Origin of the sequence: Candidatus Njordibacter sp. Uisw_056 (assembly GCF_047730085.1) — a bacterium.
Classification (GTDB): Bacteria; Pseudomonadota; Gammaproteobacteria; order Pseudomonadales; family Balneatricaceae; genus Njordibacter.
In genome coordinates this window covers 1,312,915-1,331,940 of sequence record NZ_CP159830.1, presented here as the reverse complement: position 1 = coordinate 1,331,940, position 19,026 = coordinate 1,312,915, and the positions used below count along the sequence as shown (strand labels likewise).

The following is a 19,026-nucleotide window of genomic DNA, read 5'->3' as shown; positions in this document are numbered from 1 at the left end:
AATTTATCGGTATAAGTGTAACGTAATTGGCTTAACTTGCCCATTAGCCAATTGTAAAAGACAGGCTAAAAATGCTCTTTAAATGGCGTTTTTACCCTATTACCTGTATGCTCCAGCGCCTTAATACCGCCTATTACAGAGATACCCCATGTCATTTGCCAAACTTGGTCTTGAACCACGCCTATTAACTGCCATAGAGAGCAAAGGTTATAACGTTCCAAGCCCAATCCAAGAGAAGGCTATCCCTGCCATTTTAGCAGGTAAAGACGTGATGGCAGCCGCTCAAACGGGTACAGGCAAAACTGCAGCCTTTACTTTGCCCTTATTACAAAACCTTGCACCTGGCAAGCGCGCCAGAGCAAACCAAGTACGTGCATTGGTACTCACGCCCACTCGTGAATTAGCCGCTCAGGTAGCCGAAAGTGTGTCTACCTATGGCACAGATCTGCCATTAACATCTGCTGTCGTTTTTGGTGGCGTTAAAATTAACCCCCAGATGATGCGCTTGCGCCGTGGCGCAGACGTACTTGTGGCCACGCCTGGCCGCTTACTAGATCTATACAACCAAAAAGCAGTTAGATTTGATGACTTAGAAGTACTTATTCTTGACGAAGCTGACCGTATGTTGGACATGGGTTTTATTAATGATCTAAAAAAGATTATGTCTTTTTTACCTAAAAAACGCCAAAATTTAATGTTTTCCGCCACCTTTGCTGATGAAATTCGCAGCCTCGCCAAGGGCTTGATGAACAACCCAGAAGAAATTAGTGTGAGCCCAGCCAACACCACGGCCGCTAGCGTAAAACAATGGATGTGCCCAGTCGATAAAAAGCAAAAGCCCGCGCTTCTTCAAGAGCTTATTGTGACTAACAACTGGACCCAAGTGTTAGTATTTTGCCGCACCAAACACGGTTGCAACAAGCTAGCTAAATGGCTTGTAGGTGGTGGTATCAGTGCCGATGCCATCCATGGCAATAAGAGCCAAGGTGCTCGCACACGTGCTCTAGCGCAGTTTAAAGCAGGTGAGGTAAAGGTGTTGGTTGCCACCGATATTGCAGCACGCGGATTAGACATTGAGCAACTGCCTCAGGTTGTTAACTATGACTTACCCAACGTTGCTGAAGATTATGTCCACCGCATTGGCAGAACTGGCCGTGCCAGCCAAACGGGTGAAGCCATTTCTCTTGTGTGTGCTGATGAAATTGAATATTTAGAAGCAATTGAGTACTTAATCCAGAACCATATTGAGCGTGAATACATTGAGGGCTATGAACCAAGCCATGCTGTACCTGAGTCCCGTGATATTCGCCCACCAAGCAATAAGAAGCCAAAAAAACCTAAGTTACGGAATCAAGACGTCACTCAAAATGCACCTAATCAGCGGAAACCTAAGGTTAAGTCACCGCTAGCTAACAGCAACCAAAGAAGAGCGCCAAAGCCAACAGTAAACAGCGATAACAACTCGTCCAACAAGCCATCTTCTAATAGCCCTTGGGATAAAAATAAAGCTGGCCGCAGCAAAGGCCCGACCAAACGCCCTGCTCGCTAGATAGTGCAGTCGTTGCTTATATTATCAAGTAAGCCTTAAAAAAAGCTCAAAAAAATGCCCTATACAAGCTACCGAAGGGGAAGCGATAACCTGTATAGGGCACGGGTTTTTACTAGATGTATAACTGAGACCAACGCTTTAGTTAAAAGTTCACCTTTATATGGCTTTAACCTTTTGATGAGCATTTTCTTTCAGTGAGAAGCCCGTTGTCGCCAAATTCTCTGCTTGATCTGGGGACACAACTAGATATTCCATAGTGTAGTGTAAATATTCTTCGCGGAAAGGTACCAACCCACTGGCCAGTAGCTCAGGGTGCTGCTCTAAAACTTCCTCGGAAAACGGAATGAAACACTGCATTGGTAGCTCCTTGTTATCATCCCCACCTATTAAGGACTGGGAAGATGGATAAAGATTGCACCAATAGTGGAGAAATAATGGATCTTTCTGATTATTAACGTTTAAGCAACAAAAAGCCAAACACTATCTTGGCTTTTTGTTGTTTAACTCTTATTAACCATCACTTAAGTAAATCACGGCCTTTGCTAGCTTCAATTCGCATCCGCAATGCATTTAACTTGATAAAGCCAGCAGCATCTTGCTGGTTATAAGCGCCGGCATCATCCTCCATTGTCGCCATTGCGGCATCAAAAAGACTATCCTCAGACTTACGACCTACAACATCCACGTTACCCTTGTAGAGCTTCAGTTTAACCGTACCGTTGACATATTCTTGAGAACGATTGATAAGCGCTTGCAGCATTTGACGTTCTTCCGACCACCAATAGCCGTTATAAACTAACTTAGCATACCTTGGCATAATTTCGTCTTTAAGATGCGCCGCTTCTCGATCCATAGTGATCGATTCGATGGCACGGTGAGCCTTTAGCATTACGGTGCCACCTGGCGTTTCATAGCAGCCCCGAGCCTTCATGCCAACATAACGGTTTTCAACGATATCTAAGCGCCCAATACCATTTGCGCCTGCAACACGGTTGAGCTCCGTTAAAATGGTTGCAGGGCTCATAGGTTCACCATTAATGGCAACAATATCGCCTTTTTGGTAATCCAATTCAATGTAGGTGGCTTCGTCAGGCGCTGCTTCTGGAGACACGGTCCAACGCCACATGTCTTCATCAGATGGATGCCAAGGGTCTTCTAACATGCCACTTTCATAGGAAATGTGTAATAAATTCGCGTCCATTGAGTAAGGTGAGCTTTTCTTATTTTTGAAGTCTACTGGAATATCATTTTTTTCACAGTAATCCATTAAACTCTCACGAGAACTCAAATCCCACTCGCGCCAAGGAGCAATAACCTCTACACCTGGCTTAAGAGCATAAGCCCCCAATTCGAAACGTACTTGATCGTTACCTTTGCCAGTAGCACCGTGAGAGATCGCATCAGCTCCCGTTAGGTTGGCAATTTCAATCAGCCGTTTAGCGATTAATGGACGGGCGATAGACGTACCTAAGAGGTATTCACCTTCATATACTGCATTAGCTCGAAACATAGGAAAAACAAAGTCTCGCACAAACTCTTCTCGCAAGTCCTCAATATATATTTCTTTAACACCCAAGGCTTTAGCTTTAGCTCGAGCAGGCTCAACTTCTTCGCCCTGACCTAAGTCAGCGGTAAATGTGACTACTTCGCAGTGATAGGTTTCTTGCAACCATTTCACAATAACCGACGTGTCTAAGCCACCAGAATAGGCTAGTACTACTTTCTTGATGTCTGCCATAGCAGTGGGATTCCTGTAACATATATAGGGAGCGATCATGCAACTAAATTATACATGGAAGCTTGTAATAGCACAGCAATTGTCAGTAAATATTACTCGATTTTGAGTATTTTATTAACCCTAGTCCTGATAAAATGACCTCACATGTTTGATCAAACTAACTGTAAAATGAGCTCAAAAACTTCTATGCAATCGCTAACGATGATCCGCCCTGATGATTGGCACCTGCACCTGCGTGACGGTGCATTACTTTCACGAACTGTAGCTGACACTGCCTTACAATTTAACCGCGCTATGATTATGCCAAACCTCAGCCCACCTATAGTTGATACGGCTATGGCAATCGCTTACAAAGCACGTTTGGATGCTCAAAACACGTCATTAACACCGTTAATGACATTATATTTAACTGACCATACTAGCGCGCAAGAGATTCAACAGGCTTTTAATTCTGGCATAGTTAAAGCAGTCAAGCTCTATCCTGCAGGTGCCACAACTAATTCTGCAGCAGGGGTTACCAACATTGAAAATATCTATCCTGTTATAGAAAAACTTTCAGAACTTGGTATGCCATTACTGATTCATGGGGAGGTGACTCATTCCCATGTAGACATTTTTGATCGTGAAAAAAGCTTTATTGATCAACATTTGGAACCATTATTACAACGTTTCCCTAACTTAAAGTGTGTGTTTGAGCACATTACCACTGGTGACGCAGCTCAGTTTGTGGCTGAGTCAAGCGACTTGGTGGCGGCAACAATTACTCCCCAGCATTTGCTATACAACCGCAACGATTTATTAGCAGGAGGCATAAAGCCTCACTTATATTGTCTACCAGTGCTTAAACGCAACACCCACCAAAAGGCTTTGCAAGCAGCAGTATCTAGTGGCAGCACGAAGTTTTTTTTAGGCACAGACTCCGCCCCCCACGCCCAAGGCGATAAAGAAAGCGCATGTGGTTGTGCAGGTTGTTACTCTTCCCCAGCAGCTATTGAACTCTACGCCCAAGCCTTTGAGTCTTTTGATGCCTTGGATAAACTAGAATCTTTTGCTAGTTTAAATGGCCCAGACTTTTATGGCTTGGCGCGCAACAGTGAAACTATAACCTTAACTCGACGTAGCTGGCAGATACCCTCTAGCCTAAGCTTTGGGGATAAGTTAATCATTCCCTTAGGTGCCGGTGAAATACTCAACTGGAAACTGGAGGCATAAGAGCGTGATTAAAGATCGTTTCCGGGGCTATTTGCCCATTATTGTTGATGTAGAAACAGCCGGTTTCAATAGCCAAACGGACGCCCTTCTTGAAGCTGCCGCGGTAATCATTGGTATGGATGAAGATGGCATACTCTATGCAAAAGAAACTATAGACTGCCACATTGAGCCTTTTGAAGGTGCAAACCTAGAGGCTGCAGCTCTAGAATTTACTGGCATAGACCCATCTGACCCAGCTCGTGAAGCAATAAGTGAGCGTGAGGCATTAGATCAGTTGTTTAAACCAATACGCAAAGCATTGAAGGCCAGCGGATGTAAACGCGCTATTCTAGTGGGACATAACGCAGCCTTTGATTTGAATTTTATTAATGCAGCCGTTCATCGCTGCCAACAAAAGCGCAATCCTTTTCATCCATTTTCTTGTTTTGATACAGCGACTTTAGCAGGCTTAGCCTACGGCCAAACAGTATTGGCTAAAGCATGCGCTGCAGCTGACATTCGCTTTAGCAATCAAGACGCCCATAGCGCGTGTTATGATGCCGAAAAAACAGCTGAATTATTCTGCACTATTGTTAATCGGTGGAAGCAATTAGGTGGCTGGCAGGCTGAAGACGACGAGTTCCCTTTTGCAGGCTTAGATTAACCTTTTTTATTGATCGCCTGTCTTATCATTCTTAGCAGTCCATTGCGCATGTTCACAGCTGCCAGGAACGGGCTCATAGCCGCCTTTACTGAGAGGATTACAACGCACGATGCGCCAAGCTCCTAAGGCAAAACCCTTGCCTGCCCCGTGCAGTTTAATAGCCTCAATAGTGTAGCTAGAGCACGTTGGATAGTAACGACAATTACTGCCCAACAAAGGGCTTAATACGTATTGATAAGCTTTAACTAAACCAATCAACCCCTTAGAGAACATAGAAACTCGTGTGTTTTTAGCCATTGATTTATACCAGCAATACAGGTAGTTGAACCCTAAACATCACCCCTTCAGGTTGGCTCAAATTGTGAGCCGACACCGTTCCACCATGAAACTGGCTAATTAATCGTACAACAAATAAGCCAAGGCCAAAGTGGGCGTGGCCAGCGCCAGCAGTGCGAGCTGAAACCATTGAGTTAAACATGCCAGAAATAAGTTCTTGTGGAATATTTGCGCCATTATTCTCTACTTCTAGGTAGCAGTCATATTCTTGTTGATACAAGCGCACTGTAATCAAACTACCTCCAGTGCGAAAATCTCTTGCGTTATCAAGTAATTTATCCAATAGTTGCTCAATACGATAATCAACACCGGCAACATAAATCAATTTTCGATCTGCTTCGAACACCACATCTGCTGCACCGCCTAAAGTACCTGGGTTTTGATGGTGCACATAAGTTTGAACCAAATGTAACAAATTCAATTGTTCAAGTTCGTCTTCATGCAAGGCTGCTTCTAGGTTAGCTGCGTCGGCCAGCTTTTCAACAATTGCACTAATTTTAACTAACCCTCTTTGGGCACTGTCTATATAACGCTGCTGACCTTCATCCACCCCATGCATTTGCAGGTTTTCTAACGACGTCATCGTTGCGTTGAGAGGGTTATTAACCTCGTGGCGCAGCGTACGCGGCATGGTGCTCATAAATTCTTGATGCTCGTGTAGCCGAGTCACTACTCCAGAAAAACTCCGTGCCAAATCCCCAATTTCATCACCTGCACGTATTTCATTGTAAAGCTGATTTGTCTTCAACCTGCCATCTGGATCAACCATCTGCTGTGCTTCTTTACCTAAACGCCTAATACGCATAGCTTGGCGCCATGAGAATAGCAACAAAACCAACAAAATAACTAGCATGGTCGATAAGCTAAGTAAGGCAATGTTTTCCATTGCCTGCCTCTGCAAGCTTAATATTTGTGCCGTGGACTGCTTGATAAGCACCACACCCAGCAGCTCCCCTTCTTGGTCAACAATAGGCGCAGCAACAGCAAACACCTGTTCTGTTGGCCCCTTATGCCACCGCCCACTAGCAAATTTTTTACTTAAAGCTCGGTTTAGTAAATCACGCTCCTGACTCGCCGCTTGAACTGGGTTTAGATAGGCAGGAATAGCGATAAACCAATCTAATCCTCGATTAAGCCAACTTTGAACCCGCTCAAAAACGTCTCGGGGGTTCATCTTTTCAGACTTAGGGGGGCTCACTTGCCCCACACTAGCCCGCACTTGTAAATGGTTATCGTAGATCACAATTTGAGAATCAGAACGGCTTAAACTTGACAATATTTTGTTAGCTTCAGGGGCTCGCATGGCCAATAAATTAAAGTGGCTCTCTATGGTCGTATCAGACCCTACTAAGGTTTTCAAATGACGCATTGTGCCATCTTCACTATCTACATCAGCGACTGCTAGGCCAAATTCTTGACGCTGGTTCAAAAAATATTTTGGTAACGCAAATTCAACCAAATACCCGTCAATCAATGGGCGCATAACTGCTTGAATGATGAACGATGATGAGGGACTATAATACTGCGGTGTGGCCCAGTCTTCTTTAACGTACCAGACTTCCATTACACCAGCCTTTGTGGCTACCATAACTAGCCGTCTTTCGTTACCATTCCGGTCAGGTAAAGTTAGCCTTAGATGATCACTCAAGTCTAATTTAGGGGTGCCTTTAATTCTTAAAACAGTTTTATCGTCTTGGATACGTACAAGGCCAAAAATGCGATCATCTTTTTCACCCAGCAATAAACTATAGCCATCTTCACTGTCTTCACCAGCACCAAAATGATTAGCGAATAATTGGTAATCTAACCATTCGCTGGTGTATCCATCAACCTTAGCCTGACCTATCAAGGGATGACTAAAGACCACCTGCTGACTATCCAAATAGGGCAATTCAGCTAACAGATCATCTCGCCCTTGGAATAAAGTCACAATGCCTCGGGCCAACTGTTCTTGAGCCTGGGTTTGGCCTTCAATCATGAACACGCGAGATTCTGCTACAAAACGGTAGGATAACCATGGAATACTTATCAACACCAAAGCAAAAACTAGTACTTGGGTATTAAACCGAAACCGTGGGCGCCTTATGCTAAAAGCCATTAACGTTCAGACCAGCGATAACCCATACCATACTCTGATTTTATGGCATCAAATTGAGCATCTATGGCTTTTACCTTACGTTTTATATTACGAATGTGGGTACTGATGGTGTTGTTAGACACGTAGTGTTGATGGGTGGCTTGAGCCAATATGTCATAGGTTAGAATATGGCCTGGTCTGCGCGTTAGTGCTTCGATCATACGGAACTCTGTCAACGTTAGGCCTTCTATTTCTTGGTCTCGCCATTTAGCCTGGCGACTTTCTTCAAGGAGCTGGAGATGACCTATTTCGCGAACACTTTGATCATCCGCTTCTGCCGTCACCACTCTGATATCACTTAAGCGTATAAGTGTTGCTACTTTTTCTGCTAAAAAGTCTAACGATACCGGTTTGGGTTGATAATCCCATGCGCCCATTCTCAAGCCTAAAATTCGGTCAATTTCACCCACTCTTTCGGTGAGAAATAACACCGGAAGGTCTGGATGAATTTTTAGTAAGGCAGCACACAACTGAAACCCAGCATCAATGTTGTCATCCATAATAATGTCAAGTATTACTAAATCTGGACGTTGTTGCTTTAACCCCGCCTCTGCCTGCTCTTTGCCAGCGTATGCCGTTACTCGATAACCACGTTGCTCCAGCGCAAATTGATAGTTATCTCGCTGGTCTCGGTCATCTTCTACAATTATAATGTGCTTGGCCAAAGGCGACTCCTTAACTTGGCTAACTCGTTAACCGTTGCTCAAGTAATTCACGGGTTTGCTGCAGTGTTTTTTTGGCTTTCTTTTTTGCACCATCAATTTGCGTTTGTAAGCCTGCAAGTAACTCTTCACCTGCTGCCTTAGGGTCATTGCTAATGTTGATGGCATTGATCAAATCATCTACCTTTAAGGCCAACTGCCGGGCCTCTTGATCCGCCCTTTGTTTTGCAATTTCCATGGCTTTAGCTTTACCAGCATTTACCTTGGCTTGCTCTTCTTGAGTAAGTTCTTTTTTCGCTTTAGTCGACGCCTGCTTTGCACCTAGGTCACCGACCAAAGACATAATTCCCACAGCTGAGCGCAAACGCTGCATAAACGGTTCGCTTTGAGCGCGCGCTTTAGCCGCGCCTTTTTGTAGTTCAGATTCGATGTAGGCCGGGTCTGTAATAATTTCGTCATACCGCTTGCGAGCTGGGCTTAGGTAATCATTAAGATACTCAAACAATTGCCCCTTCATGTCTCCCCAACCTATGCCGTTGGCATAAGCTTTACGTATCATCAGGGTTTCTTCCTGGCTAGCAAAGGCACTATAAATTTCAAACAAAGTGCAGGTATCTGGGTCCTTCACTTCACCGGGTTGCAAGCTATTTGTTGTTATTTGAAAGATCAGTTTCTTTAGTTCATCAGCGGGCGCAAATAAAGGAATAATATTGCCATAGCTTTTACTCATTTTCCGGCCATCAAGGCCTGACAAAACTTTTGCCTCACCTTCATCCACCATAGCTTCAGGCAACACAAAGTGTTCTCCATAAGTATGATTAAAACGCATAGCAATGTCTCGGCACATCTCAATATGTTGAATTTGGTCTTTGCCAACCGGGATATGGTGGGCATTAAACATTAATATATCAGCTGCCATTAATATAGGATAACTATACAAACCCATACTAATACCTTGATCTAAGTCAGCACTAGATTGACGTTGGTTCTCGTCTACAGAAGCTTTATATGCGTGGGCTCTGTTCATCATACCTTTGGCGGTCATACACGTTAAAAACCACGCAAGCTGAGGTATTTCTGGGATGTCAGATTGACGATAAAATGTGGCTTTATCGGTATCTAAACCTAATGCTAGCCAAATGGCAGCAATTTCTCGGCCAGAACGATGAACTGTTTGAGGGTCTTGGCATTTGATCAGCGCATGATAATCAGCGAGAAAATAAAAGCTATCTGTGTCCACTTGTTGACTGGCAGCCACCGCAGGCTTGAGTGCACCTAAGTAATTACCTAAATGGGGTGTTCCGGTCGTAGTGATACCTGTGAGCACACGTTGTTTGGCTTGCATTGGTTGAGTCTACTATTACAAATTGAACTAGCATTATACACAGCCCCATACCCCTGCGTTAGCCTTAAGCTATGGATAAGGAAAGTTAGATTATTTTGCGCTTAACCAAACCCTTTTATTACCAAATTTTGATACAAAAATGGGACTCATGAACATTTTTATGTAACTAACCAGAGTAAAAATATGTCAACCTAAGGTGATGTCTTTTAAATTACCTTGCTTCGATTTCATTGCCCCGTTAAGGTACTAGACTGATCCTATTTACCGAGGCAATTTCATGGAACAATTAGCTACATTTGGCGCAGGATGCTTTTGGGGTGTAGAAGCCCTATTTGCCGAGCAACAAGGTGTCACATCTACTACTGTGGGTTACATGGGTGGACATACCCCACGAGTCACTTATAATGATATATGCCAAGGTGATACAGGGCACGCTGAAGTGGTACAGATTTGCTTCAATGACAGCGTGATAACATACTCGCAGTTGTTACAACTGTTCTGGCAAAACCATAATCCAACTACGCCAAACCAACAAGGACCAGATTTTGGTACACAATACCGTTCAGTTGTGTTTTACCATGACCAAAGTCAACAGCAGCAGGCCGTTGAAATGCGCCAAACACTCAATAACATGGGCTTATTTAAAGCGCCCGTAATCACTATTATTGAAGCTGCAAACCAATATCACCTAGCAGAAGATTACCATCAGCAATACTTGTTAAAGCGTGGTAAAGCAAGCTGTTCTTTATAACGAGCCAAAGCCATTGCCCCAAGAGGTCTCTTGTTTCGTTAGTGTGAGTCGCTTTTTGACAAGTTAGCTCCAGTACCCATGGGTAAAATTTGCTCGTTATTTTTTGCTCAATGGCAATCGTGCTCATTGGGCTACTTACCCTTTCTTCGGGAGCAAACACACATGAAATCTTCTGCTAAAGTCGTCGTTATCGGCGGTGGTGTTGTCGGCGCAGGCACTTTGTACCACTTAGCCAAAAAAGGCTGGACCGACGTGGTGTTGGTTGAACGTAAAGAACTTACCTCCGGCTCTACATGGCACGCAGCTGGTTTGCTACCTCTTTTTAACATGAGCTATTCTGTGGGTAAGTTGCACCAGTACTCCGTGGACTTTTACCATGAGCTTGAAAAAGAAACTGGCATGAGTGTAGGCTTCTCTGTGGTGTCTAACATCCGTTTAGCTAACTGCGAATACCGCATGGACGAATATAAGTATTACGCTGGAGTTGCTAAAACCGTAGGTGTTCAGACTAAGTTTCTAACACCTGAGCAAGTCAAGGAAGTTTGGCCTCTGTGCAACACAGAAGGTTTACTCGGTGCGATTCAGCATCCAGATGATGGTTATATTCAGCCGGCTGACCTCACTCAAGCACTGTGTAAAGGTGCCAGAGATATGGGTGCCGAAATTTATCGCTTTACCTCAGTAACTGCAATTGAGCAACAAGTAGATCACACTTGGATTGTTAAGACTGATAAGGGTGATATTGCCTGTGACCACGTAGTATCTTGTACTGGCAGCTTTGCCCGCAAAACAGGTGAAATGGTTGGCCTAGACATTCCTGTAATCCCAGTAGAACATCAATTCATTGTTACCGAGCCTCATCCAGAAATTTTGGAGCGAAAGAAGCAAGGATTGCCAGAAATGGGTGTATTACGAGAATCAGATGGCGGCTACTATCTACGAGAAGAAGCAGGCGGTTTGCTCCTAGGCCCCTATGAAAAAGGCGCACCTTGTGTTTACGTTGACGGCCCCGCCGATGACTGTGAATACGAGCTATTTAACGAAGAGTTAGATCGTTTAATGCCCCACATTGAATTCTGTATGAATCGGGTACCTGCCTTTGCCGAAGTGGGTGTTAAGGAAGTTTATAATGGTGCAATAGCCTACACACCAGACGGAAACCCTATCGTAGGCCCAGCTCCTGGCCTTAAAAACTTCTGGCTTAATGAAGGTCACTCCTTCGGCATCACCGCTGCTGGTGGCGCTGGATGGCAGTTGGCTGAGTGGATGATCGATGGTGAGCCTACCGTAGACATGATGGGTGTAGACCCTCGTCGATTTGGCCCTTATGCGACGCGGGGTTATCTGAAGGAAAAAAACCAAGAAGCTTACGCTAATGTATTCACTACACACTACCCAGACGAGGAACGTGAAGCCGCTCGCCCACTCAAGACCACCCCATGTTATGACCGCATGAAAGCTCTAGGAGCGGTATTTGGTAGTGTTTATGGTTGGGAACGTCCTAATTGGTTTATGCCCAACAAAGACTACGCACTAACTGCGGAAGAATTGGCAACAGACAATGTCGATCAGGTATTGTGGAACCAAAACTTCTCTGAGCCTCTTGATGGTGGACCTATTGTAGAAAAAAACTCATTCCGTCGCTCTAACTACCATGAGTTTGTAGGAAACGAATGTAAGCATGTCACTGAAAACGTAGGTTTACTAGACATGTCTGCTTTTGCTAAAGCAATTGTTAAAGGTCCAGGTGCAGAAGCATGGTTGGAGTACATTTTTGCTAACAAAATGCCAAAAACAATTGGCCGTATCTCGCTGGTGCACATGTTGACGCTCAATGGTGGTGTACGCTCTGAATATACGGTGTACAAAACGGGCCCCCAGAGTTACTACCTTGTATCTGCTGGTGCCTTTGAAACTCACGACCACGATTACCTATTTAAGCTTAAACCGAAAGATGGTAGCGTAGATGTTCAACGTGTCACTACCAATACTGGCGTTCTAGTATTGGCTGGCCCACGTTCACGCGAAGTGTTACAAAAAATTACAGACACTGACCTATCTAATGATAGTTTCAAGTGGCTCACTGGCAAGAAGATTAACGTAGGTTATGCTACAGCCGAAGCTTTGCGTGTTAACTTTGTAGGCGAATTAGGTTGGGAATTGCATCACCCTATTGAAATGCAAAACTACATCTTTGATGAGGTTATGAAAGCGGGTGCCGAGTTTGATATCAAGCCATTTGGTATTCGCGCTATGGACAGCATGCGTTTAGAAAAATCTTATCGTTTAATCCCTCGTGAAATGTCGATTGAATATTCTGCAGTGGAATCTGCCCTGGGCCGTTTTATTCGTTTAGACAAAGAAGGCGACTTTATTGGTAAAGATGCACTGATGGCGTGGGAAAAGCGCGGCGCTAAAAACGCCTTTGCCACTATTGAGGTCCACGGTGTAACTGATGCGGACGCTCGTGGTTCTGAAGCAATTTATAAGGACGGTGAACTAGTAGGCCGTGCAACTTCTGGCGGTTATGGCTGGCGCGTCGGCAAATCACTTGCCCTTGGCATGGTGCAACCAGAACTTGCCATTATTGGCACCGAACTTGAAATAGAAATTTTGGGGGAGATGTACCAAGCGACTGTGGTTGAAGAGTCACCCTTCGACCCAACAAATTTCAAATTGCGCGCTTAATCAGTTAACGTAATAATAGGTAAAAGGTATGGCCGAAGGTATTTATTTAACTTTGGCCAAGCTTTTATTCAGAGCAACATTGACTTCTGTGTAGGCAGGTTTAAACTGCCTGCTTTTATTAGCATTAGCAAAGGCTAACGCTACCCTTTTTATTAAAGTGAGATCATGTCCATGAAAGTTTTAGTTGGCGTAAAGCGCGTACTAGACCCTCAGGTCAAGGCCCGTGTCAAGGCAGACAAATCAGGTATAGACCTAACCAATGCCAAAATGACCATGAATCCGTTTTGCGAAAATGCTGTAGAAGAAGCTATTCGTCTGCGTGAAGCAGGCACCGTAGAAGAAGTTGTGGCATTATCCATCGGCGCAGCCAAGTCAGAAGAAACACTGCGTAACGCCCTAGCATTGGGTGCAGATCGTGCGATTTTAGTTCTTACTGATGACGTTTTAGAGCCTTTAGCTATAGCTAAAATAATTAAAGCAATGGTTGAAAAAGAGAATCCTGACTTAGTTTTAGTTGGCAAGCAGGCCATCGATGACGAATGCAATCAAACGGGGCAGATGGTCTCAGCACTTTTAGGTTGGCCGCAAGCCACCTTTGCGTCGAAGTTAGAAATAGTTGACGGTACCGCTCAGGTAACGCGAGAAGTAGACTCAGGCCTAGAAACCATTAACGTTAACATGCCAGCAGTGATCTCCGCAGATCTTCGTTTAAACGAACCACGCTACGCCTCTTTACCTAATGTAATGAAAGCTAAGCGAAAACCACTGGAAAAGATAGACATTAGCGACTTAGGCTTAGATACGGCTAACCGCATGACAACTCTTGAAGTGATGGAGCCGCCTGCACGCGCATCTGGTGTGATGGTTGAAAATGTTGCCGAATTAGTTGAAAAACTACGTAACGAAGCTAAAGTTATTTAAGGAGCCTACAATGAGCATTCTAGTTATTGCAGAACATGATAACGCCAGTATAGTTGGCGCTACTTTACACACGGTGACCGCTGCCCAGCAAATGGGTGGTGACATTGATTTACTTATTGCTGGTAATGGCTGTTCAGTGGCCGCTCAAGCAGCAGCTCAGATTTCTGGCGTCAATCGAGTATTGCTGGCAGATGATATTAGTTTAGAAGGCCTACTGGCAGAAAACGTTGCTAATTTAGTGGTTTCACTAGCTAGTAACTACAGCCATGTGTTAACAGCTGCCACTACCTTTGGCAAAAATTTCATGCCCCGCGCTGCAGCTTTGTTAGACGTGAGTCAAATCTCCGAAATCAGCGAAGTTATTTCTGCAGACACCTTCGTCCGCCCAGTTTACGCTGGTAATGCTATGGCTAAAGTTCAATCTAGCGACAGCATTAAGCTAATTACTGTTCGTATTACCAAATTTGACGCAGTTGCCGAAACGGGTGGTTCTGCCACTATTGAAGCCGTAGATGCGGTTGCGGATTCTGGCCTTTCTCGCTTTGTTGGGGTGTCTTCATCTGAATCTGAACGTGTTGAGCTTACTTCAGCTGCCATAGTCATCTCTGGTGGCCGTGGCATGCAAAACGGTGAAAATTTTCACATGTTAGAAAGCGTTGCAGACAAGCTAGGTGCAGCAGTTGGCGCATCGCGTGCCGCAGTAGACGCTGGATTCGTGCCTAATGACTACCAAGTTGGCCAAACTGGTAAAGTGATTGCACCAGAGCTATACATTGCTGTTGGAATTTCTGGAGCTATTCAGCACTTAGCTGGTATGAAAGACTCGAAAACTATTGTTGCCATCAACAAAGATTCAGAAGCACCCATCTTCCAAGTTGCTGACTATGGTTTGGTCGCAGATTTATTTGTAGCTGTTCCGGAATTAGATAAAGCGCTTTAGTGCCCAATAGTGCTGTAATCAGTGATCACAAACTGTTGAACGTGTCTAAATGACAATAAAAAACCAGACCTGTTCTGGTTTTTTATTGTCTGTAAAATAGCTATATTTTAATTGCAAACCTATTGCTGATTGCAAAAATCTGTCTAGGATTAGCAGGGTTTGCTTTCACTAAAAAATGAATACTGTATGAATGGCTTGCAACACAACGCTCACTGCAGCATTGCATGGGCAAAGAGCAGCGCCACATTACCCAAAACATGCTAAATGAGGCATTGGCATCACCAGAAAAAACTGTGTATGGAAGTGTTTAGGCGGCTAGACATCCACTTGCAGCAAGAGCTGGCATTATTGCCCCTTTAACAAATGCATTATGGTCATCGTGTGCAAGGACTGCAGCTCAACTGTCTAGGCTGGGTAGACTTCAAAGACATCTGGTTTGACGATGGGCGCTAGCAATGCCGTTTATAGTTAGGCCTCTAAACATATCTTGATGCATACACCTAGATTATGATTTGGGTTATGTTGCCTACCTTAACTGGCAGCCCATAAATGACAAATACGCTATAGGCGATAACCCTTTAAAAATCATCGGCATCAATGGCCATCACACTTATAGAACCAGAGGCGATAGAGCGGCGATGAGCCTCAAAACGCGGTAAAATGTGGTCTAAGTAATAGGCTACCGTGGTCATCTTATTGGCCTTAAACTTTTCGTTATCTTCCTTGGCCACAAGCCCAGCACTTTTAATCATTTGCCATGCGCCACAAACATAACCACTTAGCATTAATAAATCAAAACTTATTGCCCCAGCAAACATAACATCACCTTGGGCGTCCTCTAATAATTGCCGATAACTAGATTCAAGCCCTACAATAGCTTCAGACATATAACCCTGATGCCGCTGGCTTACAGCATGACCGTGTAACGCTAAATCATCCCGCATTTGTTGCACAAGATCGGCCATTGCACCTCCTTGATCAAATAGAGTTTTTCTGCCAACCAAGTCTAATGCTTGAATACCAGTGGTTCCCTCATAAATAGTAAGTATACGAGCATCCCTGCTGTATTGGGCAACCCCTGTTTCCTCTATAAAGCCCATGCCACCATGCACTTGGACACCTAATGAAGTCACCTCTTGAGATAACTCGGTACACCAGCCTTTAGCAATAGGAGTTAATAACCCCACCCGCTTTAGTGCCAAGCCTCTAGTAGCTGCATCCGCACTATTGTGACTTAAATCAATCTGAGCAGCGGTGGCATAGGCAATGGCCCTAGACGCTTCAGTGACACTGCGCATGGTCATAAGCATTCGGCGTACATCTGGGTGATGAATAATTGCACCCCTGTGCTTAGACCCAGGAGCAGCACACTGTACCCTTTCGCGGGCATACTCTAGGGCAGCTTGATAAGCACGCTCAGACAGGCTTACCCCTTGCAGACCCACTAATAAGCGAGCATTGTTCATCATAGTAAACATCGCTGCCAAACCCTGGTGAGGCTGACCAACGAGGTATCCAATAGCACCACCATGGTCACCGTAACTCATGACACAGGTTGGACTGGCATGGATGCCAAGTTTATGCTCTACATTAATTGCATGCACATCATTACGCTCACCTAAACTACCATCCACATTAACAAGGAATTTAGGTACGATAAATAAAGATATACCTTTTACACCTTCTGGAGCATCAGGCAGTTTGGCTAACACCAGGTGGATAATGTTATCAGTCATGTCATGATCACCCCAAGTGATATAGATCTTTTGACCTTTAACTAAAAAATGATCGCCATTGGGTTTTGCAGTGGTGGTTATCGCAGCCAAATCTGTGCCTGCATGGGGCTCTGTTAAGTTCATGGTGCCAGTCCACTCACCACTAATCATTTTAGCCAGGTAAGTATCTTTTATTTGTTCACTACCATGAGCTGCGATGGCTTCTATGGCACCCGTAGTGAGCAAGGGACAAAGGGCAAGGGACACATTAGCCGAATTAATCATTTCTGCAACTGGCATGGAAAAGGTAAATGGCAACCCTTGGCCACCATATTGCTCATCAAAGTACAGGCTATTCCAACCCCCTTGAGCGTATTCTTGATAAGCCTGTTTAAACCCATCAGCAGACTTGACCCCAGTATCAGTTAACTTAACGCCTTGCTGATTCCCTGCATAGTTAATAGGAGACCAGACTCCATTGGCTAATTTATTAGCCTCTGAAAGTACCGCTTGCAGCAAATCTTCACTGGCATCTTCGTTACCAATAGACAGTGCAAAATTGGGCAAATCAAGCAACCGATTGATGACAAAGTTCATTTCTTCTAAGGGGGCTTGATAGTCACTCATAGCATTGTCTCTTTTATGTTAATGTTTAAATCAGGTTACAGATGTAAATCTTATGACAATTTTAGCCTGACATTTGTAGCTAAGCGAAATAATGCCTATCATGCTGACCCATGGGTTTCACGAAGAACTCATGAGGCAAATTTTAAAGGAGAAAAATGTGGCTGACCAACACGGTTATTACTTAGAAGATTTAAGTATTGGTATGACATCCAGTTTTGAAAAAACTATTACAGACAAAGATATTCAAGCCTTTGCTGCAATCACCGGCGACACTAACCCGGTCCACCTAGACGACGAGTACGCCGCAACTACGCCCTTTAAAGCGCGCATTGCACACGGCATGATGAGCGCAGGGTTAATATCAACAGTGCTCGGAACACAATTACCAGGGCCTGGCTGCATTTACTTAGACCAGCAAATTAAATTTAGAGCACCTGTTTTTATACAAGACACTGTTGTGGCAACTGTTACCGTAGAAGAAATTAACCAACGGCGTGGCCGTGTTACCTTAAAAACCCAGTGTTTTGTCAATGACAAGCTAGTCGCTGATGGCACAGCATCAATGATGGTTGATAAGAAAGGTTAACAAAACTAAAGCTTAGCAGTTAAGCGCCTTATTTCTTCTTCGCGTGCGATGAGTGTGCGTTGAAGATCACTCATCTTGTTATTAATTTGAAAGTTTTCACCGTCTCTAGACTTTAGAAGCGTGCGCAGATCTGCTTCTCGCCTGGCCGTATCTGATTTGTCGACCATCGTGCGGTTTTTCAATTCCTTTATCTCGAACTCAAGTTGTTGAAGTTCATTTTCTAGGCGTTTTAAACGGTTCGTCGACGCTAATGCCTGACTGGTAGACTTAGACATATTTCGAGATTGGCTGGTAATCTCTCCTCTATACTTGCGTAGCTCCTCATCCTGACTACGAATCTGGCTAAACTGGGTGTCATGGGTTACTGCACTTCTTGCTACCTCACCTTGCAAGTCTTGGACTTGGGAGTTCAATGCAGTTTCCTTCTTACCCCACTCGTCACGTAACTTATCCAATTGATGACTATAATAGCTCATCTTACTCTTCACCTTGCTTATACTTTCTTGATGACGAGCCATTTCTTCTTTCATACGATTATCTAACAGTTTCTTGGCCTCTTCACTGCTTGCTTGGGCACGTTTCATTTCACCGTTAGATTCAGCCACTTTATGACCCATGGAACTGACATTAGTTTCTGCAGACTGCAAGTTACTGCGCAGCATTGCCCGTTCAGCTTCCAGATTTTTAACACTATGCTGACTTTCACTTAACTGAACACGCAGTCGCTGATTGGAATCTTCTAAGGCTTCCAGTTGAGCTTTGGATAGATACAATTCGTCTTCCAAAGCAGCACCAACAGCAGCCACCTGATGATCATTATTTGCGGCCAACTCAAGCTCTAAACGTGCATCTTTTACGGCATTTTTCCATATCAACTGAACCGATTGGTAAACTGTTTCTGGAACATCTGGACGATGACGGGAATTCATACTATGACGAAAAGTGACTCGACTTTCCTGCTCCATCCACCAATGTTCTAGCTTGCTGGTTAATTCATCAGAGGCTTCAATATGCATTGCATCTGCAATCGCTGGCACACTTATTTGTTGACCAGAGAACATCATTTCATTGGCCAAAGCGTATACCTTAGCTGTATCGATAGGATCACCCATGGGGTCTATGTGTCTCCAATAATTACAAATTTCCCAAACTCATTAGTTTGGTATCTAGTAAAAG

Annotated in this window: 16 protein-coding genes; 8 read left to right on the top strand and 8 right to left on the bottom strand. The window is 44.2% G+C overall.

Annotation, left to right across the window (positions count from 1 at the left end; translation table 11 throughout):
- Positions 1 to 148: 148 nt before the first annotated feature.
- Positions 149 to 1,549 carry a DEAD/DEAH box helicase gene (locus ABXT60_RS06480; RefSeq protein WP_443631919.1) on the top strand — a complete coding sequence of 467 codons (1,401 nt, stop codon included), beginning with the start codon at positions 149 to 151 and terminating at the stop codon, positions 1,547 to 1,549.
- A 156-nt stretch (positions 1,550 to 1,705) separates the two neighbouring features.
- Here ABXT60_RS06480 and ABXT60_RS06475 read toward each other — a convergent pair whose 3' ends face one another.
- Entirely contained in the window at positions 1,706 to 1,906 is a 201-nt protein-coding gene (locus ABXT60_RS06475; protein WP_443631918.1) for a hypothetical protein, read from the bottom strand.
- 160 nt (positions 1,907 to 2,066) lie between these two features.
- The gene (locus tag ABXT60_RS06470) at positions 2,067 to 3,287 is read right to left on the bottom strand and encodes an argininosuccinate synthase (RefSeq protein ID WP_443631917.1); all 1,221 of its coding nucleotides are present in this window, start codon (positions 3,285 to 3,287) and stop codon (positions 2,067 to 2,069) included.
- A gap of 186 nt (positions 3,288 to 3,473) precedes the next feature.
- Here ABXT60_RS06470 and pyrC point away from each other — a divergent pair, with 186 nt between their 5' ends.
- Together pyrC and rnt are read left to right on the top strand one after the other, a co-directional pair.
- Positions 3,474 to 4,499 (top strand): dihydroorotase, encoded by a 1,026-nt coding sequence (pyrC, locus tag ABXT60_RS06465; protein ID WP_443632077.1) that lies wholly within the window; start codon positions 3,474 to 3,476, stop codon positions 4,497 to 4,499.
- A gap of 7 nt (positions 4,500 to 4,506) precedes the next feature.
- Positions 4,507 to 5,142: a ribonuclease T gene (rnt, locus tag ABXT60_RS06460; protein WP_443632076.1), complete on the top strand. Its 636-nt coding sequence runs from the start codon at positions 4,507 to 4,509 to the stop codon at positions 5,140 to 5,142.
- 6 nt (positions 5,143 to 5,148) lie between these two features.
- On the opposite strand, the gene yidD is transcribed toward rnt, so the two are convergent.
- The 4 genes from yidD to trpS are packed head-to-tail and all read right to left on the bottom strand — an operon-like array spanning position 5,149 to position 9,622.
- Positions 5,149 to 5,439 carry a membrane protein insertion efficiency factor YidD gene (yidD, locus tag ABXT60_RS06455; protein ID WP_443631916.1) on the bottom strand — a complete coding sequence of 97 codons (291 nt, stop codon included), beginning with the start codon at positions 5,437 to 5,439 and terminating at the stop codon, positions 5,149 to 5,151.
- Positions 5,440 to 5,443: 4 nt separating this feature from the next.
- Positions 5,444 to 7,576, bottom strand: coding sequence for an ATP-binding protein (locus ABXT60_RS06450; protein ID WP_443631915.1), 2,133 nt, complete (start codon positions 7,574 to 7,576; stop codon positions 5,444 to 5,446).
- The gene (locus ABXT60_RS06445; RefSeq protein WP_443631914.1) at positions 7,576 to 8,280 is read right to left on the bottom strand and encodes a response regulator; all 705 of its coding nucleotides are present in this window, start codon (positions 8,278 to 8,280) and stop codon (positions 7,576 to 7,578) included. The genes ABXT60_RS06450 and ABXT60_RS06445 overlap by 1 nt, the downstream gene beginning before the upstream one ends.
- A 19-nt stretch (positions 8,281 to 8,299) precedes the next feature.
- Positions 8,300 to 9,622 (bottom strand): tryptophan--tRNA ligase, encoded by a 1,323-nt coding sequence (trpS, locus tag ABXT60_RS06440; RefSeq protein ID WP_443631913.1) that lies wholly within the window; start codon positions 9,620 to 9,622, stop codon positions 8,300 to 8,302.
- A gap of 277 nt (positions 9,623 to 9,899) precedes the next feature.
- Between trpS and msrA the strand changes: the two genes are divergently transcribed.
- The 4 genes from msrA to ABXT60_RS06420 all read left to right on the top strand — a co-directional run bounded on the left by msrA (position 9,900) and on the right by ABXT60_RS06420 (position 14,922).
- A complete protein-coding gene (msrA, locus tag ABXT60_RS06435; protein ID WP_443631912.1) occupies positions 9,900 to 10,373 on the top strand; it encodes a peptide-methionine (S)-S-oxide reductase MsrA in 474 nt (157 codons plus the stop codon).
- Between the two features lie 162 nt (positions 10,374 to 10,535).
- Positions 10,536 to 13,061, top strand: a complete 2,526-nt coding sequence (locus tag ABXT60_RS06430) for a GcvT family protein (protein WP_443631911.1) — start codon at positions 10,536 to 10,538, stop codon at positions 13,059 to 13,061.
- A 171-nt stretch (positions 13,062 to 13,232) separates the two neighbouring features.
- A complete protein-coding gene (locus tag ABXT60_RS06425) occupies positions 13,233 to 13,982 on the top strand; it encodes an electron transfer flavoprotein subunit beta/FixA family protein (RefSeq protein WP_443632075.1) in 750 nt (249 codons plus the stop codon).
- Between the two features lie 10 nt (positions 13,983 to 13,992).
- Entirely contained in the window at positions 13,993 to 14,922 is a 930-nt protein-coding gene (locus tag ABXT60_RS06420) for an FAD-binding protein (protein WP_443631910.1), read from the top strand.
- Positions 14,923 to 15,500: 578 nt separating this feature from the next.
- On the opposite strand, the gene ABXT60_RS06415 is transcribed toward ABXT60_RS06420, so the two are convergent.
- Positions 15,501 to 17,264, bottom strand: coding sequence for an acyl-CoA dehydrogenase family protein (locus ABXT60_RS06415; RefSeq protein ID WP_443631909.1), 1,764 nt, complete (start codon positions 17,262 to 17,264; stop codon positions 15,501 to 15,503).
- A gap of 157 nt (positions 17,265 to 17,421) precedes the next feature.
- Between ABXT60_RS06415 and ABXT60_RS06410 the strand changes: the two genes are divergently transcribed.
- Positions 17,422 to 17,850, top strand: a complete 429-nt coding sequence (locus ABXT60_RS06410) for a MaoC family dehydratase (RefSeq protein WP_443631908.1) — start codon at positions 17,422 to 17,424, stop codon at positions 17,848 to 17,850.
- A 5-nt stretch (positions 17,851 to 17,855) separates the two neighbouring features.
- Here ABXT60_RS06410 and ABXT60_RS06405 read toward each other — a convergent pair whose 3' ends face one another.
- Complete coding sequence (locus ABXT60_RS06405; protein WP_443631907.1) at positions 17,856 to 18,962, bottom strand: DNA-binding protein; 1,107 nt, start codon at positions 18,960 to 18,962, stop codon at positions 17,856 to 17,858.
- Between the last annotated feature and the right edge of the window lie 64 nt (positions 18,963 to 19,026).